We start from the raw sequence: 25341 nt of genomic DNA on the forward strand, positions 1-25341 counted from the left end.
CTCAGCCGCCGGCGAAGGGCGGGAGCACGTCGACGAGGTCGTCGGCGCCGAGGGGCGTGTCGTCGCCGACGCGCGAGCCGCCCACCAGCACGGCGCAGCGGGGGAGGATGCCGCCGAGGCCCTGGTGCTCCTTCGCCACCGCGCGCCGCAGATCGCCGAGCGTCGTCTCGGTGCGGCGCTCGCTGTCGAGACCCGTGGCCTCCTGTGCGGCGGCGAAATAGCGGACGACGGCCACTACTGCTCCCAGCTGTTCGCCATCGCGGTGACCGCGGCCAGCGCCGCGCGCACCTCCTCCGGGTCGGTCCCCGCGCGTCCGGCGACGAGGCCCGCGACGAAGGCGCCGAGGGGAGCGGCCGGCCGGGCGACGCCGTTGGCCACATCGCGCGCGAGGTCGAGCACCGCGCCGACCGGCACGTCGGCCTCGCCGAGGCCGAAGCGGTCGCGCAGCGCCGCCGCCCAGTCGTCGAGGGCTTCGGGCGGAAGGGTGCGGGACTGCTCGCTCATGACGGCTCCTCCGAGATCCGGTCGTGCGCCGCGCGATCGGCTCGCGCGCGTGCCTCCTCCAGATCCTGCCACGTGTCGACGTCGCGGGTCAGGTCGTCCGGCGCCGCCACGACGGCGATCGCGAGTTCGGCGACGAGCGCGCGCACCGGCTGGTCGCGTCCGGCGTCCGGGAGAGCGGATGCCGCGGCCCGCAGCGCCCTCGTGCGGTAGGCGCCGGTGAGCCACTGGGGCCGGCTCGACCCGTCGCCGAGGCAGAGGCCGTCGGTGTCGGGCGGCAGGAGCGGCAGGTCGTCCACGAGGCGGCGCACCGCCTGCCCTGCCCAGGGGAGGTCGCACGCGAGGAGGAGCGTCCACTCCGGGTCCGTCGCGGCGGGCCACGTCCCGAGCGCGGTGACGACCGCCGCGGCGGGGCCGCCGAACGGCGGGTCCTCGCGCACCCAGGTCACCGGCAGCGTCTCGTCGAGGACCGGTGCCACGACGGTGATCGGCCGGGCCCCGGCATCCGTCGCCGCCGACACGGCTGTCGACAGCAGCGTGCGGCCGCCGACCTCGAACAGCGGCTTCGTCGCGCCGCCGACGCGCGTGGACCGGCCGCCGGCCAGGAGGATCGCGCCGAGTCGGCGAGGATCGGTCGGCGCGGCCATCATTCCCCGGCCGGGCGGCGCCAGTCGCCGCTCTTGCCCCCGGTCTTGGCGATGATCCGCACGTTCTCGATCGACGTGCCCTTGTCGATGCCCTTCACCATGTCGACCACCGCGAGGGCGGCCACCGAGACGGCGGTGAGGGCCTCCATCTCGACCCCGGTGCGGTCGGCGGTGCGGACCGTCGCCTCGATCGCGACGCCGTCGTCCTCGATCGCGAGGTCGACCGCTGCGCCGTGCACGCCGATGACATGGGCGAGTGGGAGCAGCTCGGGGGTGCGCTTGGCGGCCTGGATGCCGGAGATGCGGGCGACGGCGAGCACGTCGCCCTTCGGCACCGACCCATCCCGCAGCGCCGCGACGACCTCGGGCGCACAGCGCACGAACCCACGGGCGGTCGCCGAACGCACCGTCGGCTGCTTGAGGGTCACGTCGACCATGCGGGCGTTCCCGGCGTCGTCGAGATGCGTGAACGTCGGCTGCTCGTGCGTGCTCATGAGATCAGCATGACATCGACGGGATCGCCCGCCGCGACGGCATCCGTCTCCGCCGGCACCACGGCGTAGGCCTCGGCGCGGCCGAGTCCGCCGGCGAGGTGCGACCCGCCGCTCGTGGCGGGCACGGCGAGCCATCCGCCAGGGACCGACCGGTCGATCGTCACCGGCAGGTACTGCCGCCGCGCGGGCGGGGTGCGCCAGCCGGCCGCGGCGCGGAGCGTGATCACGGGCCGATCGAGCACCTCCCGTCCCTGCAGGCGCAGCAGCGCCGGCCGGACGAACACCTCGAACGACACCGCGGCACTGACCGGGTTGCCCGGAAGCCCGAACAGCAGCGTTCCCGACTCCAGGCGGCCGAACCCCTGCGGCTTGCCGGGCTGCATCGCCACCCTCGAGAAGCTCATGCGGCCGCTGAGCGTGGTCTTGACGACCTCGTACGCTCCGGCGCTCACGCCGCCCGAGAAGATCACCACGTCGGCGCGGTCGGACGATCGCGCGTCGGTCACCTCCGCGAGCAGCGTCTCGAGTCCGCCGCCCTCGTCGGAGACGCTCGCGCGGCGCACCACGTCCGCTCCTGCCTCCGCGGCGAGGGCGGCGAGCAGGAAGCTGTTGGACTCCGGGATCTGGCCGCGGCGCAGCGGCGAGCCCGGTTCCACGAGCTCGCTGCCCGTGGAGATGACGGCGACACGCGGGCGCCGCGCGACCACCACCTCGGCGACACCGGCCGCCGCGGCGGCCGCGAGCTGCAGGGGGCCCAGGAGCGCGCCGCCGGGGAGCACCTCGTCGCCGGCGCGCGCGTCCTCGCCGGCGCGGCGGATGTGGGCCCCCACCGCACGGGGGGCGGCGAGGACCGAGATCGTTCCGAGGGAATCGGCGAGGCCGCCCGCGGTGTCCTCGAACGGGACGATGGCGTCGGCGTCGGTCGGCAGCGCCGATCCCGTCATGATGCGGGCCGCCTCGCCCGCAGCCACGCGCGGGTCGGCGTCGGAGCCGGCGGGCAGGTCCGCGACGACCCGGAGGGCGGCGGGTGCGGCGGGCGCGGCATCCGCGACGTCCGCGAAGCGTACAGCGAACCCGTCCATGGCGGAGTTGTCGAACACGGGGATGTCGACCGCGGCGTGCACCGGCGCGCGCAGCGTGCGGCCGTGCGCCGCGGCGAGCGGCAGCCGCTCGGCCTCGAGCGGCTCGGCGGCCGCCAGCACGTCGGCGAGGTGCTCTTCGACGCTGCGCAGCCCGCTCACGCGTCCACCGCCGCGTCGGCGGTCTCGCGCGTCCACGCCTCGATGCCGCCGGCGAGCACGGATGCCTCGATCCCCGCGCCGCGGAGGGCCGCCGCCGCGCGCTGCGCGCGCATCCCCACCTGGCACACCACGACCACGGGCGCGGCGCCCATCCTGCCGGGGTCGGCGAGCACCTCGGCGAGCGGGCGGAGCGTCGATCCCGGGATGACGCCGCGCTCGGTCTCGAAGGGCTCCCGCACGTCGAGCAGCACCGCGCCCGCCTGCTGCGCGGCGAGCGCCTCGGTGGGCGTCAGCTGCGGGATCGGCGTGCGGGGGGTCGGCTCCGCACCCGGTCGTGCGGCGGGCGCCCCGCGTTCGGCGGCCGCACCGCGCTCGGCGGGCGTCGCGCGCCCTCCGCCGGCGGTCGTGGCGGCGGGGCGCAGCGGGACCTCGGAGGTGCGGCCGCGGAGGGCGTCGATGACGAGCACGCGCCCGAGGAGGGGCTCGCCGACGCCGGTGATGAGCTTGATCGCCTCGATGGACAGGAGCGAGCCGACCTGCAGGCACAGCGCACCGAGCACGCCGACCTGCGCACAGGTGGGGGCGTCGCGCGCGGGATCCGGCGGGTACAGGTCCGCGAGGCGCACGGGGGCCGCTCCGGCCGGCGGCGACGACCAGAACACCGTCGCCTGGGCGTGGAACTCCTGCACGACGCCCCACACGAGCGGCACGCCGAGCTGCTCGCAGGCGGCCGCGACGGTCTCGCGCGTCTCGAAGGTGTCGGTGCCGTCCACGACGACGTGCGCGCCGGCCAGGAGTTCGACGGCGTTCGCGGGGGTGAGCACGGCTCGCACCGCGCGCACGACGGTGGTCGGCGACAAGTCGGCGGCGATGCGCACGGCCGAGTCGACCTTCGGCGCCCCGACGTCGCGCGTGCGGTGCATGACCTGGCGCTGCAGATTGGATGCCTCCACCAGGTCGTCGTCGATGATGGTGAGGGTGCCGACGCCGGCGGCCGCGAGGGCCAGCACGGCGGGGGAGCCGAGACCGCCCGCACCGACCACGGCGACGTGGGCGGCGGCGAGGCGGCGCTGCGCGACGTCGCCGAATCCCGCCAGGACGCGGTGGCGCGCGGTGCGCGTGCTCTCCGCGGCGGTGAGCTCGGCGACCGGCTCGACGAGTGGAGGAAAGGCCATGCCGACAGGCTACGCCGCGCCCGCGGCGGCGGCGCTGCGATGCCCGGACAGGCGTGGGCCCGACGACCCGTCCTGCCTCCTCACACGCGGCCGGTGAGGATGAGGTTCCAGTAGACCCAGGGCAGCACGTGCCGGTCGAAGATCCACGACAGCCGGCTCTCGCGATACATGCGCTTGTAGAAGGGGATCGTCGGCTTCTGCCTGCCCTTGTCGTCGAACTCGGCCCACACGACGGTCGACCGCGAGACGGTGAACGGGCACACCGCGTAGCCGTCGTAGCGAGCGGTGGGCTCCTTGCCCCGCAGCGCCTTCGACAGGTTCTTCGCCAGCACCCACGTCTGCTTGCGCAGCGCCCCGCCGCACTTCGAGTTCGTCGTGGCGGCGGCGTCCCCCAGCGACCAGACGTTCGGGAACCGGGGATGCCGGAGCGTCTGCGGGTCGACCTCGACGAACCCGCCGGACGAGCGGGGCGCGGCGAGCTCCGACGCCTTCAGCCAGTCGGGGGCGGACTGCGGCGGCTCGACGTTCAGCACGTCGTAGTGCAGGTGCTCCGGGCCGTCCGGGCCGCCGAGCACCACCTCGTGCGCATCCGGGTCCACCCGCAGCAGGACGCTGCGCGTGCGCAGCTCGATGCCGTACTCGTCGATCTTGCGCTGGAGCTCCTCGTCGAACGGCGCGAGGTATGCCGTCTCGGTCGGCACGACCATGACCACTCGGATCGCGTCGAGCACCCCTTTCGCCCGCCAGTAGTCGCAGGCCTGGTACATCGGCTTCTGCGCCGCCCCCGCGCACGATGCGGGTCCGTCGGGCTGCGTGAAGACGACGGTCCCCTCCGTGAGGTCTCGCAGGAGCCGGGACGCCTTCTTCGCGAGCTCGAGTGCGTAGTGGGATGCCGCGGCCGGCGTCTGCATCGCCTCGGCGAGCCCGGGGATCCGGTTCCAGTCCAGCTGGATGCCGGGACAGACGATGAGGTGGTCGTAGCTGATCCGCCCGCCGCCGGCCAGCACGACGGCGTTCGCCTCCGGCTGCACGGCGGTCACGGCATCCTGGATCCACTCCACGCCCTTCGGGATCACCTCCCGTTGCGGGCGCACGGTGATGCTCGCGGGAGCCGTGCCGCCTGCGACATGCGAGAACAGCGGCTTGTATTGATGCTCGTCGCGCGGCTCGATGACGGCGACGTCCTTGATGCCGCGCCGGCGCAGGCGCGCCGCGACGGAGATCCCGCCGTTGCCGCCGCCGATGACCACGACGCGGTGGTGGGTCTCGTTGCGTGCCGCCCTGGAGCTGTCTACGGCGTCGGGGCTAGGCACCGCTCTCGTCCTCCTCGGGCTCGAACGTCGACGGCTCACCCGTGTGACCGGCGGCGACACCGTCCGGGTCGTCGGGGATCGTGCCGTCCGGTCCGAGGCCTCCCGGCTTCGGCGTGCCCTCGTCCTCCGGCTTCGATGCGCTGGTGTCCCGGTCCATCGCTGACTCCTTCCGTCGTGCCAGCAACCTACGTCTGGCCGCGGGCTCGCGGACCCCGGTTGACAAACAGTGACCGCCACGTCGCGCCCTCCGCCAGCCCTGGCGCGCCAGGAGAATCGCCCGCGCATGCGGAGAAAGTATGAACATCTATCCGCAGATGCGGGTACCGTGGCAGCGTGGCCACATACAAGATCGCCGAAGCCGCCCGCCTGCTCGGGGTGAGCGACGACACCGTCCGGCGGTGGGTGGACGCGGGCACGCTGCCGACAACCGGCGCATCGCCCACCGCCATCCCGGGCGACGCGCTCGCGGCGCACGCCGTCGAGCTCGCGGCGTCGCCGCGCGACCCGGCCGACGTGCTCACCAGCGCCCGCAACCGCTTCGTCGGCCTCGTCACCCGCGTGCAGATCGACGGGGTGATGGCGCAGGTCGACATCCAGTCCGGCCCGCACCGGGTCGTGTCGCTCATGTCGTCCGAGGCCGTCCGCGAGCTCGCCCTCGAGCCCGGTTCCCTCGCTGTCGCGGTGGTGAAGGCCACCACGGTGATCGTCGAGACGCCCAGGGCCTGACGTGCACCGCCCAATCGTCCTCGGCGTCTCCTCCGTCGTCACCGCCCTCGCGCTCGGCCTCACCGGCTGCGCGCCCGCCGAGGACGGCACAGGAGCGGCGACCCCGTCCGCGGCCGGCTCGGGATCCGGGCTCTCGGGCGCGCTCACCGTGTACGCGGCCGCCTCGCTCGCGGCGGCGTTCGACGAGCTGTCGACCATGTTCGAGGAGCGGCATCCGTCCGTCGACGTCCGGCCGATAGCGTACGAGGGCTCTTCGACGCTGGCGACGCAGCTCATCGAGGGGGCGCCGGCGGACGTGTTCGCAGCCGCGGACGAGCGCAGCATGACGCGGGTCGTCGACGAGGGTCTCGCCGATGACCCGCGCGTGTTCGCGACGAACACGCTCGTGCTCGTCGTCCCCGCCGGCAATCCCGCGGGCATCCGCGGTCTCGACGATCTCGCCGACCCGGCCGCGACCATCGTGCTGTGCGCCGCCGAAGTGCCGTGCGGCGCGGCTTCGGCCACCCTGCTGTCGAGCGCGGGTGTCGAGGCCAGCGCCGACAGCTACGAGCAGAACGTCACCGCGGTGCTCACGAAGGTGGCCGCCGGCGAGGCGGACGCCGGGCTGGTCTACGCGACGGATGCCTCCACCACGGCGGCCGTCGATGCGATCGAGCCCGAGGGCGCCGACGGCGTCGTCAACCGCTACCCGGTCGCGGCGCTGGCCGGTGCGGCGAATGCGGCGGCGGCAGACGCCTTCGTCGCGTTCGTGCTCGGCGACGATGCACAGGCGGTGCTCGCCGACCACGGCTTCGGGGCGCCGTGACCGGGGAGCGGGCGATCGGCGAACGCGATCGCAGCCGACGTTCCGGCTTCGTCCCACGCGTGCTCGTCATTCCGGCCGCCGTGGGACTCGCGCTGCTGGTCCTCCCGCTCGGCGCGCTCGTGCTCCGCGTCGAATGGTCGACGCTGTGGAGTGACGTCACCTCGCCGGAGGCGCTCTCGGCCCTCGGACTGTCGCTGGCGACGGGAGCGGTCGCGACGGCGGTGTGCGTCGTGCTCGGCGTGCCCCTCGCGCTGCTCATCGCGCGCAGCACGGTGCGCACGGCGGCGGTGCTGCGCGCGATCGTCACCGTGCCTCTCGTGCTGCCGCCGATGGTGGGCGGTGTGGCGATGCTGTTCCTCTTCGGCCGGACGAGCTGGCTCGGCGCGCTGCTGGCGGAGTGGGGCATCCGCATCCCGTTCACCACCACCGCGGTCGTGCTCGCGCAGACGTTCGTCGCCCTGCCGTTCCTCGTGCTCGCGCTGGAGGGCTCGCTGCGTGCCACCGGCACCGGGTTCGAAGAGGCCGCGGCCGGCCTCGGCGCCGGGCGCTGGACGATCCTCGCCCGGGTGACGCTGCCGCTGGCCGCGCCGGGCCTCGTGGCCGGCGTCGTGCTGTGCTTCGCGCGCGCGATCGGCGAGTTCGGGGCGACGGCGCTGTTCGCGGGCAACGCGCCGGGGGTCACGCAGACCATGCCACTGGCGATCTACACGGCGTTCAACGGGGCCGGCGTCTCGCAGGGCACCGCGGTCGCGCTGTCGCTGCTGCTGCTGGTCACGGCCGTCGGCGTGCTGCTGCTCGTGCGCGCGTGGCGCGCGGAGGCACCGCGATGACCGCGGCCCGGGCGACGGCCGCGGGGCTCGAGGCGCGAGTCGTGGTGCGGCGCGGCGGATTCACGCTCGACGCCGCCCTGGAGGTGCCCGCGGGGGGCGTCGTCGCGCTCATGGGTCCCAGCGGTGCCGGAAAGTCCACCCTCCTCGGGGTGCTCGCGGGACTCGCCCCGCTCGACGAAGGGCACGTGGCCCTGGGGGAGCGCACGCTCGACGTCGCGCCGGGTCGCCGCACGCCGCCCGCCGCCCGCGGCGTGGTGCTGCTCGGCCAGGACCCGCGACTCTTCCCGCACCTGAGCGCCGGCGAGAACATCGCGTTCGGTCTGCGCGTGCACGGGGTGAGCAGGGATGCCGCCTCCCGCGGCGCCGCGGATTGGCTCCGGCGCGTCGGACTGGAGGGGCTCGGCGACCGCCGCCCCTCGCGGCTGTCGGGCGGACAGCAGCAGCGCGTCGCGCTGGCGCGGGCGCTCGCCACCGCGCCGGAGGCGCTCCTCCTCGACGAGCCCCTCACGTCGCTCGACACCGAGACGGCCGGCGACGTGCGGGCTCTCCTGCACCAGCAGCTGGCGGCGACCGGCACGACCGCCGTCGTCGCCACGCACGATGCGGTGGACGCCGTGGCGCTGGCCGGCGGACTGGTCGTGCTCGAGGACGGGCGGGTGACGCAGTCCGGCCCCGTGCGGGACGTGCTGGCGAATCCGGCGACCCGGTTCGCGGCGGCCGTCGGGGGGCTGAACCGTGTGACGGGGACGACGGATGCCGCCACCTGGCGCGCCGGCGGCCTCGTGCTGCCCCGCCCCGCCGTCCCGGTCGGCGCGGCGCGGGCCGCGGTCTTCCGGCCGGGCGACGTGCGCATCGTCGACGCGCCTCCCGCGGGTCCCGGGGAATGGACGGCGCGCGTCGTGCGCCTCGAGCAGACGCCCGCGGGCGTCCGGCTGCGCACGGCCGATCCCGATGTGGCGGTGGACGTCGTCGCCGAGCGCGCGACGGGCCTCGGCGTCGGGGACGCCGTGACACTGCGCCTGGACCCGGCCGACGTGCGGTTCGTCTCAGCCGGCGACGGCGGCGTCTTCTAGACTCGGCCGGTGAGCAGCATCCGCCCCTTCCGCGCCGGTGACGAGCCGGCGCTCGCCGAGATCTGTCTCAGGACGGCGGATGCCGGCGCCGACGCGACCGGGCTGCTCGACGACGACGATCTCTGGGCCGAGATCTTCGTCCTGCCGTACGTCGCGCGCCACCCCGAGTTCTCCTTCGTCGTCGAGGCCGACGACGGCCGGGTCGTCGGGTACATCGTGGGGGCGCCCGACTCCGCGGCGTTCGAGGACTGGTTCGCCACCGAGTGGTGGCCGCGGCACGCGACGCGGTGGCCCCGGCCCGAGGGCGATCCGAAGCCGGTGAGCGTCTCGCGACAGGATGGCATCGTCCGGTACGCGCACGCGCGCCGCGGCGGCTCTCAGCCGTTCGGCGACGAGTACCCGGCCCATCTCCACATCGATCTGCTCCCCGAGACCCAGGGGCAGGGACTCGGCCGCCGGCTCATCGAGACCCTCGAGGACGCCCTGCGCGCCGCCGGTGTCGGCGGCCTGCACCTCGTCGCCTCGGCCGAGAACACCGGAGCCGTGGCGTTCTACCCGCGCGTCGGCTTCGAGCCCCTCGCGTCGCCCGAGGGCACGCAGGTCTTCGCCAAGCGCCTCTGACTACGCCCTCGGGGCCGGGTCGTCAAGCCTGCCGGGTCGCGCGAGGGCGCGCGTAGTCTGCCCCTGTGGAAGACGTCTCCTCGCCGACCGGCCGTGAGCCGGTGCTGTCGGCCCTGCCGCGCCCCGACGGCAGCGCACCGCGTGCCCTCGTGCTCGGTGCGACCGGGTACATCGGCGGGCGCCTCGTGCCGCGCCTGCTCGCCGCCGGGTACGAGGTGCGCGTGCTCGTCCGCGACCCGGCGCGGGCGTCGGCCTTCCCGTGGGGCGATCGGGTCGAGGTGGTCGACGGCGACGCCACCGACGCGGCATCCGTCGCCGACGCCGTGCGCGACGTCGACGTGCTCTACTACCTCGTCCACTCGATGTCGGGCGGCAAGGACTTCCGCGACGCGGACCGGCGCGCCGCCGAGACCGTCGCGAAGGCTTCCGCGGCGGCATCCGTGGGCCGCATCGTCTACCTGGGCGGCCTGCATCCCGAAGGCGTTCCGCTCTCACCCCACCTGCGCTCGCGCGTCGAGGTCGGCCGCATGTTCCTCGACAGCGGCGTGCCGACCCTCGTGCTGCAGGCCGGCGTCGTGATCGGATCCGGCTCGGCGTCGTTCGAGATGGTCCGCCACCTCACCGAGGTGCTGCCCTACATGCCCGCACCGAAGTGGGTGCGCAACCGCATCCAGCCGATCGCCGTCCGCGATGTGCTGCACTATCTGCTCGGCGCGGCGCGGGTGCCCGCCGAGGTGAACCGCGCCGTCGACATCGGAGGACCCGACGTGCTGCGCTACGGCCAGATGATGAACGGCTACGCCGTCGAGGCCGGCCTTCCGCAGCGGCCGATCGCGGCGCTGCCCGTGCTCACGCCGCGCCTCGCCTCGCACTGGGTGAACCTCGTCACGCCGATCCCGCGGTCGATCGCGCGGCCCCTCGTGGAGTCCCTGCAGAACGAGTGCATCATGAAGGACCACGACGTCGACGCCCTCATCCCGCCGCCCGAGGACGGCCTCATGCCGTACCGCACCGCCGTGCGCCGGGCGCTGCGCCGGGTCGAGGCGGACGCCATCGAGACGAGCTGGCAGGACTCCGAGGTGATGGGCGCGCCGAGCGACCCGCTGCCGAACGACCCCGACTGGGCGGGCCGCGTGGTCTTCACCGACGTCCGCTCCGCGCACACCTCCGCCTCTCCCGAGGCGCTGTGGCGCGTGATCATCGGCATCGGGGGCGAGAACGGGTGGTACTCCTCACCGGTGCTGTGGGCCATCCGCGGCTGGATGGACCGGCTCGTCGGGGGCATCGGACTCGCACGCGGCCGCCGCAGCCGCGACCGCCTCGCCGTGGGCGACGCACTGGACTTCTGGCGGGTCGAGGCCCTCGAGCCGGGGCGCATGCTGCGCCTGCGCGCCGAGATGAAGGTTCCCGGTCTGGCCTGGCTCGAGCTGCGCTCCTCCGCCGATGACGAGCGCGGCGGGTCACGGTACGACCAGCGGGCGGTGTTCTTCCCGCGCGGGCTGGCCGGCCGTCTCTACTGGCTGGCGGTGCTGCCCTTCCACGGCTTCGTCTTCGCCGGCATGGCGCGGCGCATCACGGCGACCGCGGAGGCCCAGTCGGGCACGGGGGACGAGGCGGAGGTCACGGCCGCATCGGACTGACCGCGGGCCGCGCGTCAGGCGTGCGCCCCGGTGTCGACCCGTCGTGCAGGCGGCCGTCGTCGATGCGCACGACGCGGTCGACGAGCGCCTCGGGCACGGCGACATGCGAGATGAGCACGACGGCCTGGTCGTCGCGCACCGCGCCCAGCAGGTCGACGAGCAGCGCGGCGGATGCCTCGGGGTCGACGCCCGCGGTCGGCTCGTCGAGCACCAGCACCGGGAAGCCGCGCAGCAGCGCACGGGCCAGGGCGATGCGCTGCGCCTGCCCGCCCGAGACGAGCGCCCCGCGCTCGCCGACCCGGGCGTCGAGCCCGCCCCGTTCGCGCAGCCACGCGCCCAGCCCCACGCGGTCCAGGACCGCCTCGAGGTCGGCGTCGGTGGCGGTGTCGCGCGCGAAGAGCAGGTTCTGCCGGATGTCCTCGTCGAAGAGCATCGGATGCTGCTCGCAGAGGCCGACCGACCGCCGCACGTCGTCGGGGGAGAGGTCGTGCACCGAGCGCCCGCCGATCTCGTAGGAGCCCTCGGTCTCGAGGAAGCGCACCAGCGCGTGCGCCAGGGTGCTCTTGCCGGCGCCGCTGGAGCCCAGGACGAGGATCCGTTCGCCCGGCCGGATGTCGAGATCCACGTCGTGCAGCGACGCCTGCGCCGCACCCGGCCAGCGCACACTCGCGCCACGCAGGCGGACGCCCTCGCCCAGCTCCGGCGCCTCGCCGGTGGGGGACGCCGTCTCGGGTGCGAGCTCGCGCGGCGGGGTGGCGGGCAGTGCGTCCGCGATCCGGCCGGCGGCGGAACGGACCTTGCGCCAGGCCGCCGACGCGAGCGCGACGGCGCCGAACACCTCGAAGACCGCCATGGGCACGAGGACGGCCACGGCGAGCGCCGGGCCGTCGAGGGTCGCGGATGCCACGCCCGGCGCCGTCACGAGCACCGCGGCGATCGAGGCGGCGCCGGCCAGCAATGAGACGAGGGCGGTGGTGCCCGCCTGGGCGCCGGCCCGCCGGACGACCGCGCGGCGGAGCGCCGCGTCGGCCCGCTCGATCCGGTCCCGGCTGCCTTCCTCGGCGCCGTACGCGGCGAGCACGTCGAGGTTCGAGACGTGGTCCAGGACCGCGTCGGTCAGATCGGCTCGCAGCGGAGCGATCGTGCGCTCGGCCCGGGCGCCGGCGGCCCAGCCCCACAGTGTCGCGACCGCACCCGCCACCACGAGGCACGCCAGCAGGGTGAGCGCAGCCGGCCACCAGACGAACGCGACGAGCACGACGGCGCCGAGGGCCACGAGCGCCGACGACGCCAGCGGCTGCACCACCCGCAGCGGCAGGTCCTGGAGCTCGTCGACGTCGTCGACCAGCGCGCCGAGGACCGAGCCGCGACGGGTGCGGCCCAGCCCGTCGGGGGCGAGCGGGACCAGCCGCCGCATGAGGTCGGCGCGCGTGGACGAGAGCTGCCGCAGTGCGGCGTCGTGGCCGGTGAGGCGCTCCAGATAGCGGAACACGGCGCGTGAGATGGCGAAGAAGCGCACACCGACGACGGCGAACGACAGGTAGAGCACCGGCGGCTGCTCGCTCGCCCGCACGATGAGCCACGCGCTCACGGCGAGCAGCGCCACGGCCGACGCCTCGGAGGCGAAACCCGCCGCGATCGTCCACCAGAACCGTCGGGCCGGAGGCATCGCTCCGCGCAGCACCGCGCCGGCGGCGGTCATGCCGGCACCTCGCTCGGCTCGAGCCGCACCACGTCGTCCGCGATCGCGCGGGCGGACGTCCGATGCGACACCAGCAGCACCGTCGCCCCGTCGTCGGCGAGCAGGCGGATGCCGCGCCACAGCCGGTGCTCCGTCTCGGGGTCCAGCGCCGAGCTCGGCTCGTCGAGCGCGATCACCGGTGCGGCGCCGCGCAGATGGCGGTAGTAGGCGCGTGCGACGGCCACCCGCTGGGCCTGGCCGCCCGAGAGTCCCGAACCCTGCACCCCCAGTCCGTGTGCCGGATCGAGCCCGCCGGCGCAGGCCAGGTCGAGCGCGCGGCGCACGACGGCGGCGTCGGGGACGGGGTCGCCGAGGGCGACGTTGTCGCCGATCGTCCCCGTCATCAGGCCGGGTCGCTGCCCGGCCCACGCCAGCCAGTCCGACGACGCGAGCGCCCGCACGTCGACGCCGTCCCAGGACGCGTCGCCGTCGAACGCCGCGACGCCGCGAAGGGCTGCGAAGAGGCTCGACTTGCCGGCGCCGCTCGGGCCCTCGATCAGGGTGACGGACCCCGGCGCGGCGGTCAGGCCGACGGGTGGCAACTGCCGCTCGCCGCGCCGCACGCGCACGGCGTCCAGGCGCAGGACGGGCGCCGTGCCGTCCGCGCGCAAGGCAGGGGACGGTGCGGAGGCGCCCGACACCGGCCGAGGTCCCCTCGCGCGGGCCGCGTCGAGCACGTCGAACACGTCGACGGTCGCGGCGATGCCCTCGGCGGCCGCGTGGAACTGCACGCCCACCTGCCGCAGCGGCAGGTACGCCTCGGGCGCGAGCAGCAGCACGAAGAGGCCGACGCCGAGGGCGAGTGCGCCGTCGATGAGTCGGAAGCCGATCGACACCGCGACGATCGCGACCGAGATCGACGCGAGGAACTCCAGCGCGAACCCCGACAGGAACGACACGCGCAGCACGCGCATGGTCTCGCGGCGGTAGTCGTCGGTGACGCGCTCGATGGAGGCCGCGGCGCGATGCTGCCGCCCGAACACCTTGAGCGTCGACAGCCCCTGCACGGTGTCGGCGAAGCGGGCCGCCAGGCGCTGCAGCGTCCGCCACTGCCGCTGCTGGACAGCGCGCGTGGCCAGACCGATGAGCACCATGAAGATCGGGATCAGGGGGAGCGTGAGCAGGACCGTAAGCCCCGAGATCCAGTCCGCCCACCACATCACGGCGAGGATGAGCGGCGTCGCGACGACGGTCTGGACGAGCTGCGGCAGGTAGCGCCCGAAATAGGCCTCGAGGGCGTCGAGCCCGCGCCCGGCGATCACCGCGAGCGAAGCCGAGTTGCGCCCCGCGAGCCACTCCGGCCCGAGCGTCCCGATGGCGTCGACGAGCGCCGCCCGCAGCTGCGACTGCACGCGCGCCGCCGCGCGCGCCGCGACGGCCTCCCGCGCCCACAGCAGAAGGGCCCGCGCGGCGACGACGAGCGCGAGCGCGCCGAGCGTCGGCGTCAGAGCAGCAAGCGGCATCCCGTCGATCGCGTCCGTGACCGCGCGCGTGAGCAGCCAGGCGAACGCGACGATCACGGCGGTCTGCGCGAGGGCGAGCGCGGCGACGGCGGCGAAGAACCACCGCGATGCGCGCGCGTACCTCAGCAGTCGGGGGTCGACGGGCTTGCCTGAACTCGGGGGCGGTCCGTCGTCCTGCGTGTCGTCCATTGCTCCTTCGACCCTACCGATGCGCCCCTCGCCGTCTCAGTGCACGGGCGCCGCCGCGGCCGCCTCGATGTGCGAGCGGGTGACGCGTTTGCGGAAGATCCAGTAGGTCCAGCCCTGGTACGCGAGCACCAGCGGCAGGAAGATGAGGGCCGCCCACGACATGATCGTCAGGGTGTAGTCGGTGCTCGAGGCGTTCTCGATGGTGAGCGAGCCGGCGGGATCGGTCGTCGAGGGCATCACGTACGGGAACAGCGCGAACCACACCGCCAGCACGGCCGACACGATGGTGACGGCGCCGAAGCCGAAGGCCCATCCCTCGCGCCCGCGGGCGTTGGCGAGCCACGACGCGATGAGCACCGCGGCCGCCACGGCCGACAGGACCGCCGTGACGAGCGCGAAGTCGCGCCCCTCGCCGAATGCCATGCCGACGGTCCACACCAGGAACGCCGCCGCGACGACGATCGTCAGCAGGCCTGCGCGGCCCGCCAGGCGACGGGCATCCGCGGCGACCTGGCCGTCGGTCTTGAGGGCGACGAAGTAGACGCCGTGGGTGAAGAACAGCAGGAGCGTCGTGAGGCCGCCGAGGAGCCCGTACGGGTTCAGCAGCGTCAGCAGGGACCCGGTGAACTCGTGGTCGGCATCCAGCGGCACGCCCTGCACGATGTTGGCGACGGCGACGCCCCACAGCAGCGCCGGCACAGCGGAGCCCACGATGATCATGGTGTCGAACCCCTTCTTCCAGCGCAGCGAGTCCCGCTGGTGGCGGTACTCGAACGAGACGCCGCGGAGGATGAGGGCGAGCAGGATCAGCAGCAGTGCGAGGTAGAAGCCGCTGAACAGCGTCGCGTACCACTCGGGGAACGCGGCGAAAAGGCAGGCGCCGGCCACGATGACCCAGGTCTCGTTGAGGTCCCACACCGGACCGATGGTGTTGATGACCTGGCGGCGGCTGACGTCGTCACGGCCGAGGAAGGGCAGCGACATGCCGACGCCGAAGTCGAACCCGTCGAGCACGAAGTAGCCGACGAAGAGGAATCCGACGATCCAGAACCAGAGGTAGGCGAGATCCATGACGTTGCTCCGGGGCTCCTAGTAGACCGTCGTCGGGGTGTCTTCGACCGCCAGGGTGCGCGGGTCCGGCGCGCCCGGCTCGGGGAGGGGCTCGGGGCCCCTCTTGGCGGTCTTCATGATGAGGCCGACCTCCACGACCGCCAGCGCGGCGTAGACCAGGGTGAAGGCGACGAGCGAGATCAGCACCGTCCATCCGGGCACCGAGGGCGAGACGCCGTCCTCGGTGAGCATGAGGCCGAAGACGATCCACGGCTGGCGGCCCATCTCGGTGAAGACCCAGCCCACGAGGATCGCGAAGAGCGACGCCGGCCACGCCCAGATCGCGAGCTTCCATGCCCACGCGGGCACCTCGCGCTTGGCGCTCTTGCGCGTGAGCCACAGGCCGACGACGGCGGTCAGCGCGGCGATGCCACCGAGGCCGATCATCCAGCGGAACGACCAGTAGGTGACCCAGAGGATCGGTGCGAAGTTGCCGTCGACCTGGTCGGCGAACTGCGGGAACAGCTCGGTCGTGTACTGCAGGTTGAGGTCGTTGATGCCCTCGACGCAGCCGTCCAGCGAGTGGGTCGACAGCAGCGCCAGCAGGTACGGCACGCGGATCGAGAACAGCTCGGTCGAGCCGTCGGGCGTGCCGAGCGTGAACACCGAGAACGAGGCATCCGCCCCGCATGCGCTGTCGAACATCGCCTCGGCCGCCGCCATCTTCATCGGCTGCGTCGCGACCATGACGAGACTGAGCTGATCGCCCGAGAGCGCCACGCCGGCGAAGGCGACGATCATGCCCCAGAGCCCGTACTTCAGCGACGAGCGCATCATCTCGACGTTCTGCCTGCGCAGCAGGTGCCAGGCCGAGATCGAGATGATGACGCCGGCGGTCATCATGAACGCAGCGAACAGGGTGTGGGGGAGCGCGGCGAGCGCCACCGGGTTGGACAGCACCGCGAAGAAGTCGGTCATCTCGGCGCGCGAGCCGTCGTCGGCCATGCGGAAGCCGACCGGGTTCTGCATGAAGGCGTTGGCCGCGAGGATGAAGTACGCCGAGAACCATGCGCCGACGGTGGCGATCCAGATGCTCGCGAGGTGGAGGGCGCGCGGCAGCTTGTCCCACCCGAAGATCCACAGGCCGATGAAGGTCGCCTCGAAGAAGAAGGCCATGAGGCCCTCGAAGGCGAGCGGGGCGCCGAAGACGTCGCCGACGAACCGCGAGTAGGCCGACCAGTTCATGCCGAACTGGAACTCCTGCACGATGCCGGTGACGACGCCCATCGCGAAGTTGATGAGGAAGATCTTGCCGAAGAAGCGGGTGAGGTGAAGCCACTTCACATTCCCCGTGCGGAACCACGCCGTCTGGAAGATCGCGACGGTCAGCGCCATGCCCAGCGTGAGGGGCACGAAGAGGAAGTGGTACAGCGTCGTGAGGCCGAACTGCCAGCGCGCCAGCAGGAGAGGGTCCAGCAGATCCACGATGCGTTCTCCGATCGCTTCGGACGTGGTCTGACCACAGTAACATGTGGTCAGACCACACGGGCGACATTTCCCCGCAGGGCGCCCGTCGCACCCCAGCGTGGCAGGAACGCCGTCGGCCGACGGCCTCGCCGGCCGTGAATAATCGGGCGGCCGCGGCGCCCCCGCCTCCCGACGCGGCTACCCTCGAACCATGGCGAGTCGGGCACTGCGAACGGGGCCGTCCGCGTGACCGCGATCCCGGTCACGATCGGACGACGGATGCCGCTGCCCCCGGCATCCGCTCAATCCGCTGCGGACGCCGGCCTCGGCGCGCCGCTCGTGGACACGCACGGACGCGTGCACCGCGACCTGCGGATCTCGCTCACCGACCGGTGCTCGCTGCGCTGCACCTACTGCATGCCCGAACAGGGCAACGAGTGGCTCGCGAAGACGAGCATCCTGTCCCTCGACGAGATCGAGCGCATCGCGCGCGTGGCCGCGGCCGACGGCATCACCACGTTCCGGCTCACCGGCGGCGAGCCGCTGCTGCGCACCGACATCGTCGAGGTGGTGCGTCGCCTCGCGGCGATCATCGGCCCGTCCGGCAGTCCCGTCGAGATCGCGATGACGACGAACGGCATCCGTCTTCCCGAGCTGCTGCCCGCGCTCGTCGACGCCGGCCTGCAGCGCCTCAACGTCTCCATCGACACGCTCCGGCGTGACCGCTTCCGCGAGCTCACGCGCCGTGACCGCCTCGAGGACGTGCTGGCGGGAATCGCGGCGGCCGAGGCATCGGGCCTGCGTCCCCTCAAGCTCAACGCGGTGGCCATGCGAGACGTCAACGACGACGAGCTGGTCGACCTCGTGGAGTTCGCGATCCGCCACGATGCGCAGATGCGCTTCATCGAGCAGATGCCCCTCGACGCCGGTCACACATGGGACCGCGCACGCATGGTCACGCAGGACGAGATCCTCGCGACCCTGTCGGCGCGATGGACGCTCACCCCCGTGCCCGGGCGCGGAGGAGCGCCGGCCGCCCGCTGGATGCTCGACGGCGGCCCCCACTCGGTGGGCGTCATCGCCTCGGTCACCGCGCCCTTCTGCGGCGACTGCGACCGGCTGCGCCTCACGGCCGACGGCCAGCTGCGCAACTGCCTGTTCTCCACGACCGAGTACGACCTGCTCCCGATCCTCCGCGCCGGGGGCGACGAGGGCGAGATCGACGGGATGCTGCGCTCCTGCGTGCGGGGGAAGATGCCGGGGCACGCCATCAACGATCCGTCGTTCCTGCAGCCCGCGCGCGGCATGAACGCCATCGGCGGCTGACGTGGGACGCCTCACCACCCGCACCCCCGTGACCCGCATCGCGCTCGGCGACGGCGGCGCGGCCGTCCGGCGCCGCGCCGACACCGTCGTCGTGGAGGAGCCGCTGGAGATCCGCATCGGCGGCGAGGCGCTGACCGTCACGATGCGGACCCCCGGGCATGATCTCGAGCTCGCCGCAGGATTCCTGGTGTCGGAGGGTGTCATCACCGAGGGCCGCGACGTCCGGTCGGCGATCCACTGCGGCGGTCCCGGCACCGGGGCTGCGGCCGCTCCCGCCGGCGACGGGCCGCTCCTCACGATCGGGCCGGCCCTGGTCGGCACGGCCGCGGCCACCGAGAACACGTACAACGTCCTGGACATCGCGCTCGCCGCGGGAGTCACGCCGCCGGTGACCGACATCGCGCGCAACTTCTACACGACCAGCTCGTGCGGCGTGTGCGGAACGGCGTCGATCGAGGCGATCGAGAAATCATCGCGCTACGACGTGTCGACGGATGCCGCGACCGTCGACGCGGTGACCCTGGCGGCGCTCCCCGACGCGCTGCGGGCCGGGCAGGCGGTGTTCGACAAGACCGGGGGTCTGCACGCCGCGGCGCTCTTCGACGCCGCCACCGGCGAGCTCCTCGTCCTTCGCGAGGACGTCGGCCGCCACAACGCCGTCGACAAGGTCGTGGGGTGGGCGGTGCTGGAGGACCGCCTTCCGCTGGGCGGCACCGTGCTGCAGGTGTCGGGCCGGGCGAGCTTCGAACTCGTGCAGAAGGCGGTCATGGCCGGCATCCCGGTGCTCTCCGCCGTCTCGGCGCCGTCCTCGCTCGCGGTGGAGCTGGCGGCCGCCTCGGGGCTCACCCTCGTCGGGTTCGTGCGCGGGTCGTCGATGAACGTCTACGCGCGGCCCGACCGCGTGCGGGTGCCGGCGCCGGGCTGACGCTCAGGCGGGGGCCGCGGCGAGCTGCACGACGCACTGCGTCGGGTCGCACGACGGCGCGATACCCTCGACCCGCAGCGGTCCGCCGGCCTGCGCGAGCACGCTGTCCATGAGGCCGACGTGGACGCCGCACAGCACGCCCCGATGGTCGGCCGAGGCCGCATGCGGGCAGGGCGTGAGGTCGACCGTCAGCTCCCGCTCGTCGACCACGGGGTCGAATCCGGCGTCGCCCAGGTCCTCCATGAGTGCGTCGAGCTGGTGCAGGGCATCCGCGCCGAGTTCGGCATCCGCGTCCGATCCGTACACGCGGCGCAGGAGGTCGCCTCGGCGCGCCGCCTCCTCGGCCCGGCGCGCCGCCACGGGGCTCGACGCCTGCGCGGCGCCCGTCGCCGCCGAGTAGAGCACGCGCGGTCGCCCGCGGGTGGTGCGACGCTCGGTCTCGGCGATGACGTAGCCGGCATCGATGAGACGCTGCACGTGCTCGCGGACCGTGTTGGCGTGGAGTCCGGTCGCCTCGACGAGCTCGGCGATGGCCCGCTGCGGCCGCTCCTGCAGCAGGCGCATGATCTCGACGCGCGAATAGCTCGAGATCGCGCTGTAGCCGCCGGTCATGCTCCCATTATCGCGGCCGCGGTCGCGCGACCGTGCCGCCGTGCCCGGACGCGGCGCTGCCCGCCGGTCCGGGGACGGGCGGGCAGCGTCAGGGCGCCTGGGATCACCGCTGCGGGGTGCGGTTCTCCGCGCTCACCATCCACGAGAGCTGCTCCACCCGCTCGAGGATGGCGTGCAGGATGTCGGCACTCGTGGGGTCTTCTTCGTCGACGTCGTCGTGGACGTCGCGGCACGTCGCGGCCACGGCATCCAATCGCTCCGTCATCAGATCGACGACTTCCGTCGTCGCGATCTCACCCTGCGGGAACTCCGGGAGGGTGGTGGTCCGTGCGACTTCGTCGCTGCGTCCGTCGGGAAGCGCGTGCAGCGAGCGCATGCGCTCGGCGACGGTGTCGGCGAAGTCGCGTGCGGCCTCGATGATCTCGTCGAGCTGCAGGTGGGTGTCGCGGAAGTTGCGGCCCACCACGTTCCAATGCGCCTGCTTGCCCTGCAGCGAGAGCTCGATGAGGTCGACCAGCACCTTCTGCAGGTTCTCGCTGAGCGTCTCGGAGGCCGTGAAGCCCCGCTCCGCGTTCTGCTCCGGCGTGAGCTCGGCGCCAGCTCCGCCGCGCGCGGCCCGCCTCTTGTTGCCCGAGGCTCCGGAGGAGTTCGTGCTGCTCTTCGCCGTGCTCTTCTTCGCGGTCGTCGTCGCCACTGTCGCTCCGTTTCGTCGGTCGCCTGCCGCGGGGGACCGGCCGTGAGGGATCCGCGCCGCGGTGGGGTGTGTCATCGACGGTAGCCAGAGCCGGCCGCGCAGGCCCGGGGATTGCCCTCCGCGCGTCCGCGTGCTAACGGCTGACGCGGCGCCGGTGGTCGTGGTGGGATGGAACCGATGACTCCGACCGCTCTGCCGTCCGCCGTCGACATCGCCGCCGCCGTGCGCGGGGGCGAGACGACCGCCGTGGCCGTCGTCGAAGCGCACCTCGACCGGATCGCGCACCGCAACGGTGACCTCAACGCGCTCACCGTCGTGTTCGCCGGCAGGGCACGGGCTGCGGCCGCCGACGTGGACGCGGCCATCGCCGACGGGCGCGATCCGGGTCCGCTCGCCGGGGTCCCGGTGTCGGTGAAGGAGAACATCGAGCTCACATGGTCGGCGACCACGAACGGCTGGCGCGGCTCCGCCGACGCCGTGCCGGCGCGCGACGCGACGATCGTCCGGCGACTGCGGGCGGCGGGCGCCGTGCCCATCGGTCGCGGCAACATGCCCGACTTCGGCATGCGCTGGGACACCGACAACGATCTCTTCGGCCGCACGCTCAACCCCTGGGACCGCGGGCGCAGCCCCGGCGGATCCAGCGCCGGCGACGCCGTGGCCGCGGCGACGGGCATGAGCGCCGTCGGGCTCGGGAACGACTTCGGCGGATCCCTTCGCCTTCCCGCCTACGCGGCCGGGATCGTGGGGATGCGTCCCACGCGCGGACGCGTTCCCCGGGCGGCGGTGCAGGACCGTCCGGTCGCGCTGACGCTGCAGGAGTTCTCGGTCAATGGACCCCTGGCGCGCAGCGTCGGCGACGTCGGCCTCGCGCTCGACGTGATGAGCGGGTGGGATGCCGACGACCCGGTCTCGCTCGACGCGCCGTCTCTCCGCGCCGACGACGTTCCGCGTCGCGTCGGCGTGGTGCGCGACCCGGGCGGAGCGCCGGTCGACCGCGACGTCGCCGCGGGCATCGAGCGCGCCGCCGAGGCACTCCGCCGGGCCGGGTGGGAGACGGTCGACCTCGACCCACCTCTGCTCGAGGAGGCTGCGGTGCTGTGGCGCAGGCTCTCGTGCACCGACATGCTGATCTCCCTCGACCCCGCCGCCCTCGGCCAGCCGCTCGGGCGCTCGGCGACCGCGTTCCTGCGCGACAGCACGGCGGCGGCCCGGCCGTACGAGACGGCGCGCGAGTACGCCGCGGCTTGGGCGCGGCGCGCGGTGATCGCGGCGGAATGGCGGCGGCTCCAGACCGAGGTCCCGCTGATCCTCGGGCCGGTCTCGACGACGAGGATGCGCGAACCGGACTACGACCTCGGCGGAACGTCCGCAGCCGACGAAGCCTGGCGCGCACTGTGGCTCACCGTGGCGGCCAACTTCCTCGGGCTGCCGGCGCTCGCGCTCCCCACCGGCATGGGCGGCGACGGGATGCCGACCGGCGTGCAGCTGATCGGCCCGCCGTTCGGTGAGGCGATCGTGCTCGCGGCGGGCCGGGCCGTGGAGACCGGTGCGGGTCCACTGCCCGTGGTATCAGCGGCATCTGTCGCCCCTCCTGACTGACGGACGCCGAACGGAGGACCCATGGCCCGCACTCCCGCCCCGCCTGTGGCGCTGCCCGACCTGCGTGGCCGCACGGCTCTGATCACCGGGGCGAGCGACGGCGTCGGAGTGGAGATCGCGCGCGGGCTGGCCGCGGCAGGAGCCGACCTGGTGCTGCCGGTCCGTCGCCGCGAGAAGGGCGAGCGCGCGGTCGCGGGCCTGCGCAGCACTGCCCCGCAGACCCGCATCGAGCTTCGCGATCTCGACCTCGCCCGGCTGGACTCCGTCGCCGCACTGGCGGCGGCCCTCACCGCGGAACGCGCGCCCCTCGACATCGTGGTGCTCAACGCGGGCATCGTGCTGCTCGGAGACGGCGAGCGGCACACGAGCGTCGACGGCTTCGAGCTGCACTTCCAGACCAACTTCCTCGGGCACTTCGCGCTCGCCACCGCGCTCCTGCCGCTGCTGCGCGACCGGCGCACCCGGGTCGTGATCCAGCTGAGCCTCGCCGCCGGTGTGGCACGGCTCGCGTGGGACGACCTGCAGAGCGAGCGTCGCTACGCGCCCCTGCGCGCGTACGGCGCATCGAAGGTCGCGCTCGGGCTGTTCGGTTACGAGCTCGCGCGGCGCTCCGCCGCGAGCGACGGGCGTTTGACGGTGCACCTCAGCCATCCGGGCATCGCGCCCGGCACCGCCATCGCGCCCGCGATGCGCGAGCGCAGCCGCGGCGGTGCGGGCGAGGCGCTGGCCGAGCGATGGGGCAACACGCCCGCCGAGGCCGCGCAGCCGGCCCTGCTGGCCGCGGTGACGGATGCCGCGCCTCCCGGCTTCTTCGGACCGCTTGGACCACTGCACCTCGGGGGTGCTGCCGGTCCACTGAAGGCATACCGGCGGGTCACCGATCCGGCTGCCGGCGCGCGGGTCTGGGACGTCGCCGAGCGCCTGCTCGCCGGACGAGTGCGCGCACGGTGACGCCCGGGTGGACGTGTCCGGCACGCGCCTGAGCAGCGGTGATGCTCAGGGGAACGGCGTCTCGGGCGTCTGCGGGAACGTCGGCTCTTCGGGGTTGGGCGCGAGCGGCTCGTCCGGCCAGGGTGCCGGCGGTTCGGTCGGCAGCCCGGGCGGCGGGTCGGCGGGTGCCGGCGAGGGCGGGCCCGGTGGCACTTCGCCGGGCGGCGTCTGGCCCGGGAGCGGTTCGGGGAGGGTCGGATCGGTCATCTCACTCCTGCCGTCGTGTCGCGGCGGCGCCGCTGACGTCCTCCCACCTTCGACCCTGCGCGGACCGCGCGCGAGGGTCTTGACCGCGTCGGACCGCCGCGGTACCGGACGCCGAGAGGGTGCCCGCGGCTGCGTGGGGCGGTGCCAACACCTCCGTAGGCTGGAGGGCGTGGCATCCGTTCTCAACGTCTCGGCGTACCTGTTCACCCGCATCGCCGACCCCGGCGCGCTGCGGCAGGTGCTGCGCGAGCGAGCGCTCGCGGCCGGGCTCAAGGGCACGATTCTGATCGCGGAGGAGGGCGTCAACCTGTTCCTCGCGGGCGCGGCCCACGCCGTGCGCCCCTTCATCGACGAGCTGCGGATCGACCCCCGGTTCGCGCCGCTGACCACGAAGGAGAGCTGGTCCGACACGCAGCCCTTCGGGAAGATGCTCGTCAAGGTCAAGCGCGAGATCATCCGCATGGACCACCCGACGATCCGCCCGGACGCCGAGCGCGCGCCCGCTGTCGCGCCCGAGACGCTGCGTCGGTGGCTGGACGAGGGACGCGACGACCGGGGTCGAGAGGTCGTGCTGGTCGACACCAGGAACGCGTTCGAGGTGGACTACGGCGCTTTCGACGGTGCGATCGACTGGCGCATCGAGCGGTTCACGCAGTTCCCGGATGCCGCGGCCGCCGCCGCGCCCGACCTCGCCGGCAAGACCGTCGTGAGCTACTGCACGGGCGGCATCCGCTGCGAGAAGGCCGCGATCTACCTGCGCGAGGCGGGCGTGGACGCCTATCAGCTGGACGGCGGCATCCTGGGGTACTTCGAGCGCGTCGGCGGCGCCCACTGGAACGGCGACTGCTTCGTGTTCGACGGGCGCGAAGCCCTCACGCCGGCACTCGCCCCGCGCTCCACCGCCCCGCGCCCTGCGGCGGCGTGAGCGTTCCGCCGGCCTCTCGGCGCACCTGCGGGCTCGCGCATCGCCCGCGGTGCGCGGTGCCATCCGGGTTGAGCGTCTGTCACGCGCGACGCCCCGCCCGGCCGGAAGGCGGCCGGGCGGGGCGTGACGTGTCATGCCGGGAGCGTCAGGCCAGTCCGTTGTCGGCGAGCCACGCGGCGGCGATGTCCTCGGCGGAGAGCTGCTCCTCGGTGGACTGCACGTTCATCGCCACCAGGCCCTCGGGGGTCAGCGCGGCGCTCACGGCGTTGATGACGTCGGCGATCTCCTCGGCGACGTCGGCGTTCACCAGCGGGACGACGTTGGACGCGAGGAACAGACCCTCCGGGTCCTCCAGCGTCACCAGATCCTCGGTCTCGATGCGCGGGTCGGCGCTGTAGACGTTGGCGACCTGGATGTTGCCCGCGACGAGCTCCTCGACCGTGGTGTCGGCGGTGGCCTGGAACGACACGGTCACGCCGTACACCTCTTCGAGGCCCTTCGGGCCGTAGGGGCGCTCCTCGAGCTCGGGCGCGCCGCCGAGCACGAGCCCGTCGATGCCGGCGAGGTCGGCGATGGAGGCGACCCCGTTCTCCTCGGCGAACGCGGCTGTGACGTTGTACGAGTCCTGATCGGTCGCCGAGGACTGCTCGAGGACGGTCAGCCCGTCGGGGAGGGCGTCCTGCAGCGCCGCGTACACGTCGTCGGGCGTGGTGGCGGTGGTGTCCGGCTCGAAGTACTGCAGGAGGTTTCCGGTGTACTCGGGGAACAGGTCGATCGAGCCGTCCTCGATGGCCGGCATATAGGCGTCGCGCTGGCCGATGTTGAAGTCGCGCTCGACGGTGAAGCCTTCGGCCTCGAGGGCCTGGGCGTAGATCTCGGCGATGATCTCGTTGGAGTAGTACGCCTGCGACCCGATGACGATGGTCGACGAGTCGCCGGCGTCGCCGGTGTCTCCGCCGTCGCTCTCGAGCGGGTCGCTGGAGGCGCACCCGGCGAGGGTGAGCGCGGTGACGGCTGTCGCAGCGAGCGCCAGGGCGAGGCGGGTGCGTGCTGTGGACATGGGGGAACCTCCGATGTGGTGAGG

Annotated in this window: 27 protein-coding genes; 11 read left to right on the plus strand and 16 right to left on the minus strand. The window is 73.7% G+C overall.

Features of this window, described 5'->3' with window-relative positions; translation table 11 throughout:
• Position 1 precedes the first annotated feature (1 nt).
• The 8 genes from ACZBH1_RS11090 to ACZBH1_RS11125 all read right to left on the minus strand — a co-directional run bounded on the left by ACZBH1_RS11090 (position 2) and on the right by ACZBH1_RS11125 (position 5528).
• On the minus strand, positions 2 to 235 hold the full coding sequence (locus ACZBH1_RS11090; RefSeq protein WP_336394895.1) for a MoaD/ThiS family protein: 234 nt from the start codon (positions 233 to 235) through the stop codon (positions 2 to 4).
• Positions 235 to 504 carry a DUF6457 domain-containing protein gene (locus ACZBH1_RS11095; RefSeq protein ID WP_463646399.1) on the minus strand — a complete coding sequence of 90 codons (270 nt, stop codon included), beginning with the start codon at positions 502 to 504 and terminating at the stop codon, positions 235 to 237. Before ACZBH1_RS11095 ends, ACZBH1_RS11090 begins: the two co-directional genes overlap by 1 nt.
• Positions 501 to 1148: a molybdenum cofactor guanylyltransferase gene (mobA, locus tag ACZBH1_RS11100; protein WP_452324605.1), complete on the minus strand. Its 648-nt coding sequence runs from the start codon at positions 1146 to 1148 to the stop codon at positions 501 to 503. Before mobA ends, ACZBH1_RS11095 begins: the two co-directional genes overlap by 4 nt.
• Entirely contained in the window at positions 1148 to 1642 is a 495-nt protein-coding gene (moaC, locus tag ACZBH1_RS11105; protein ID WP_336394898.1) for a cyclic pyranopterin monophosphate synthase MoaC, read from the minus strand. The genes mobA and moaC overlap by 1 nt, the downstream gene beginning before the upstream one ends.
• Positions 1639 to 2883 carry a molybdopterin molybdotransferase MoeA gene (locus ACZBH1_RS11110; RefSeq protein ID WP_463646400.1) on the minus strand — a complete coding sequence of 415 codons (1245 nt, stop codon included), beginning with the start codon at positions 2881 to 2883 and terminating at the stop codon, positions 1639 to 1641. The genes moaC and ACZBH1_RS11110 overlap by 4 nt, the downstream gene beginning before the upstream one ends.
• The gene (locus ACZBH1_RS11115; protein WP_463646401.1) at positions 2880 to 4058 is read right to left on the minus strand and encodes a ThiF family adenylyltransferase; all 1179 of its coding nucleotides are present in this window, start codon (positions 4056 to 4058) and stop codon (positions 2880 to 2882) included. Before ACZBH1_RS11115 ends, ACZBH1_RS11110 begins: the two co-directional genes overlap by 4 nt.
• 80 nt (positions 4059 to 4138) lie before the next feature.
• Positions 4139 to 5371 (minus strand): NAD(P)/FAD-dependent oxidoreductase, encoded by a 1233-nt coding sequence (locus ACZBH1_RS11120; RefSeq protein WP_463646402.1) that lies wholly within the window; start codon positions 5369 to 5371, stop codon positions 4139 to 4141.
• The gene (locus tag ACZBH1_RS11125) at positions 5364 to 5528 is read right to left on the minus strand and encodes a hypothetical protein (RefSeq protein WP_336394902.1); all 165 of its coding nucleotides are present in this window, start codon (positions 5526 to 5528) and stop codon (positions 5364 to 5366) included. Before ACZBH1_RS11125 ends, ACZBH1_RS11120 begins: the two co-directional genes overlap by 8 nt.
• Before the next feature lie 176 nt (positions 5529 to 5704).
• Here ACZBH1_RS11125 and ACZBH1_RS11130 point away from each other — a divergent pair, with 176 nt between their 5' ends.
• From ACZBH1_RS11130 to ACZBH1_RS11155, 6 genes are all read left to right on the plus strand, one after another.
• The gene (locus ACZBH1_RS11130; RefSeq protein ID WP_336394903.1) at positions 5705 to 6097 is read left to right on the plus strand and encodes a TOBE domain-containing protein; all 393 of its coding nucleotides are present in this window, start codon (positions 5705 to 5707) and stop codon (positions 6095 to 6097) included.
• Between the two features lies 1 nt (position 6098).
• Positions 6099 to 6902 (plus strand): molybdate ABC transporter substrate-binding protein, encoded by an 804-nt coding sequence (gene modA, locus ACZBH1_RS11135; RefSeq protein WP_463646403.1) that lies wholly within the window; start codon positions 6099 to 6101, stop codon positions 6900 to 6902.
• Between the two features lie 59 nt (positions 6903 to 6961).
• The gene (locus ACZBH1_RS11140; RefSeq protein WP_463646404.1) at positions 6962 to 7732 is read left to right on the plus strand and encodes an ABC transporter permease; all 771 of its coding nucleotides are present in this window, start codon (positions 6962 to 6964) and stop codon (positions 7730 to 7732) included.
• The gene (locus ACZBH1_RS11145; protein WP_336394905.1) at positions 7729 to 8805 is read left to right on the plus strand and encodes an ABC transporter ATP-binding protein; all 1077 of its coding nucleotides are present in this window, start codon (positions 7729 to 7731) and stop codon (positions 8803 to 8805) included. The genes ACZBH1_RS11140 and ACZBH1_RS11145 overlap by 4 nt, the downstream gene beginning before the upstream one ends.
• Positions 8806 to 8814: 9 nt before the next feature.
• A complete protein-coding gene (locus tag ACZBH1_RS11150) occupies positions 8815 to 9426 on the plus strand; it encodes a GNAT family N-acetyltransferase (protein WP_463646405.1) in 612 nt (203 codons plus the stop codon).
• Between the two features lie 65 nt (positions 9427 to 9491).
• Entirely contained in the window at positions 9492 to 11066 is a 1575-nt protein-coding gene (locus ACZBH1_RS11155) for an SDR family oxidoreductase (RefSeq protein ID WP_336394907.1), read from the plus strand.
• Here the strand turns inward: ACZBH1_RS11155 and cydC are convergent.
• The 4 genes from cydC to ACZBH1_RS11175 are packed head-to-tail and all read right to left on the minus strand — an operon-like array spanning position 11047 to position 16994.
• Entirely contained in the window at positions 11047 to 12768 is a 1722-nt protein-coding gene (cydC, locus tag ACZBH1_RS11160; protein ID WP_463646406.1) for a thiol reductant ABC exporter subunit CydC, read from the minus strand. The genes ACZBH1_RS11155 and cydC overlap by 20 nt on opposite strands.
• Positions 12765 to 14459 carry a thiol reductant ABC exporter subunit CydD gene (gene cydD / locus ACZBH1_RS11165; RefSeq protein WP_463646407.1) on the minus strand — a complete coding sequence of 565 codons (1695 nt, stop codon included), beginning with the start codon at positions 14457 to 14459 and terminating at the stop codon, positions 12765 to 12767. Before cydD ends, cydC begins: the two co-directional genes overlap by 4 nt.
• Before the next feature lie 36 nt (positions 14460 to 14495).
• Positions 14496 to 15530, minus strand: a complete 1035-nt coding sequence (cydB, locus tag ACZBH1_RS11170) for a cytochrome d ubiquinol oxidase subunit II (RefSeq protein WP_463646408.1) — start codon at positions 15528 to 15530, stop codon at positions 14496 to 14498.
• Between the two features lie 18 nt (positions 15531 to 15548).
• Positions 15549 to 16994, minus strand: coding sequence for a cytochrome ubiquinol oxidase subunit I (locus ACZBH1_RS11175; protein ID WP_463646409.1), 1446 nt, complete (start codon positions 16992 to 16994; stop codon positions 15549 to 15551).
• Between the two features lie 261 nt (positions 16995 to 17255).
• On the opposite strand from ACZBH1_RS11175, the gene moaA reads away from it, so the two are divergent.
• Positions 17256 to 18302, plus strand: coding sequence for a GTP 3',8-cyclase MoaA (gene moaA / locus ACZBH1_RS11180; protein WP_452324776.1), 1047 nt, complete (start codon positions 17256 to 17258; stop codon positions 18300 to 18302).
• 1 nt (position 18303) lies between these two features.
• Positions 18304 to 19227, plus strand: a complete 924-nt coding sequence (fdhD, locus tag ACZBH1_RS11185) for a formate dehydrogenase accessory sulfurtransferase FdhD (RefSeq protein ID WP_452324591.1) — start codon at positions 18304 to 18306, stop codon at positions 19225 to 19227.
• A gap of 3 nt (positions 19228 to 19230) precedes the next feature.
• On the opposite strand, the gene ACZBH1_RS11190 is transcribed toward fdhD, so the two are convergent.
• Together ACZBH1_RS11190 and ACZBH1_RS11195 are read right to left on the minus strand one after the other, a co-directional pair.
• The gene (locus tag ACZBH1_RS11190) at positions 19231 to 19839 is read right to left on the minus strand and encodes an ArsR family transcriptional regulator (protein WP_463646410.1); all 609 of its coding nucleotides are present in this window, start codon (positions 19837 to 19839) and stop codon (positions 19231 to 19233) included.
• A 103-nt stretch (positions 19840 to 19942) separates the two neighbouring features.
• On the minus strand, positions 19943 to 20533 hold the full coding sequence (locus ACZBH1_RS11195; protein ID WP_336394914.1) for a Dps family protein: 591 nt from the start codon (positions 20531 to 20533) through the stop codon (positions 19943 to 19945).
• A gap of 177 nt (positions 20534 to 20710) precedes the next feature.
• Here ACZBH1_RS11195 and ACZBH1_RS11200 point away from each other — a divergent pair, with 177 nt between their 5' ends.
• Positions 20711 to 22135, plus strand: a complete 1425-nt coding sequence (locus ACZBH1_RS11200) for an amidase (protein ID WP_463646411.1) — start codon at positions 20711 to 20713, stop codon at positions 22133 to 22135.
• A 21-nt stretch (positions 22136 to 22156) separates the two neighbouring features.
• Positions 22157 to 23086, plus strand: a complete 930-nt coding sequence (locus ACZBH1_RS11205) for an SDR family oxidoreductase (RefSeq protein ID WP_463646412.1) — start codon at positions 22157 to 22159, stop codon at positions 23084 to 23086.
• A gap of 45 nt (positions 23087 to 23131) precedes the next feature.
• On the opposite strand, the gene ACZBH1_RS11210 is transcribed toward ACZBH1_RS11205, so the two are convergent.
• Complete coding sequence (locus tag ACZBH1_RS11210; protein WP_336394917.1) at positions 23132 to 23332, minus strand: hypothetical protein; 201 nt, start codon at positions 23330 to 23332, stop codon at positions 23132 to 23134.
• 169 nt (positions 23333 to 23501) lie between these two features.
• Here ACZBH1_RS11210 and ACZBH1_RS11215 point away from each other — a divergent pair, with 169 nt between their 5' ends.
• On the plus strand, positions 23502 to 24257 hold the full coding sequence (locus ACZBH1_RS11215; RefSeq protein ID WP_463646413.1) for a sulfurtransferase: 756 nt from the start codon (positions 23502 to 23504) through the stop codon (positions 24255 to 24257).
• A 145-nt stretch (positions 24258 to 24402) separates the two neighbouring features.
• Here ACZBH1_RS11215 and ACZBH1_RS11220 read toward each other — a convergent pair whose 3' ends face one another.
• Positions 24403 to 25317 carry an ABC transporter substrate-binding protein gene (locus tag ACZBH1_RS11220; RefSeq protein ID WP_378884530.1) on the minus strand — a complete coding sequence of 305 codons (915 nt, stop codon included), beginning with the start codon at positions 25315 to 25317 and terminating at the stop codon, positions 24403 to 24405.
• Between the last annotated feature and the right edge of the window lie 24 nt (positions 25318 to 25341).

Source organism: Microbacterium sp. ZXT2-5, from assembly GCF_055329545.1.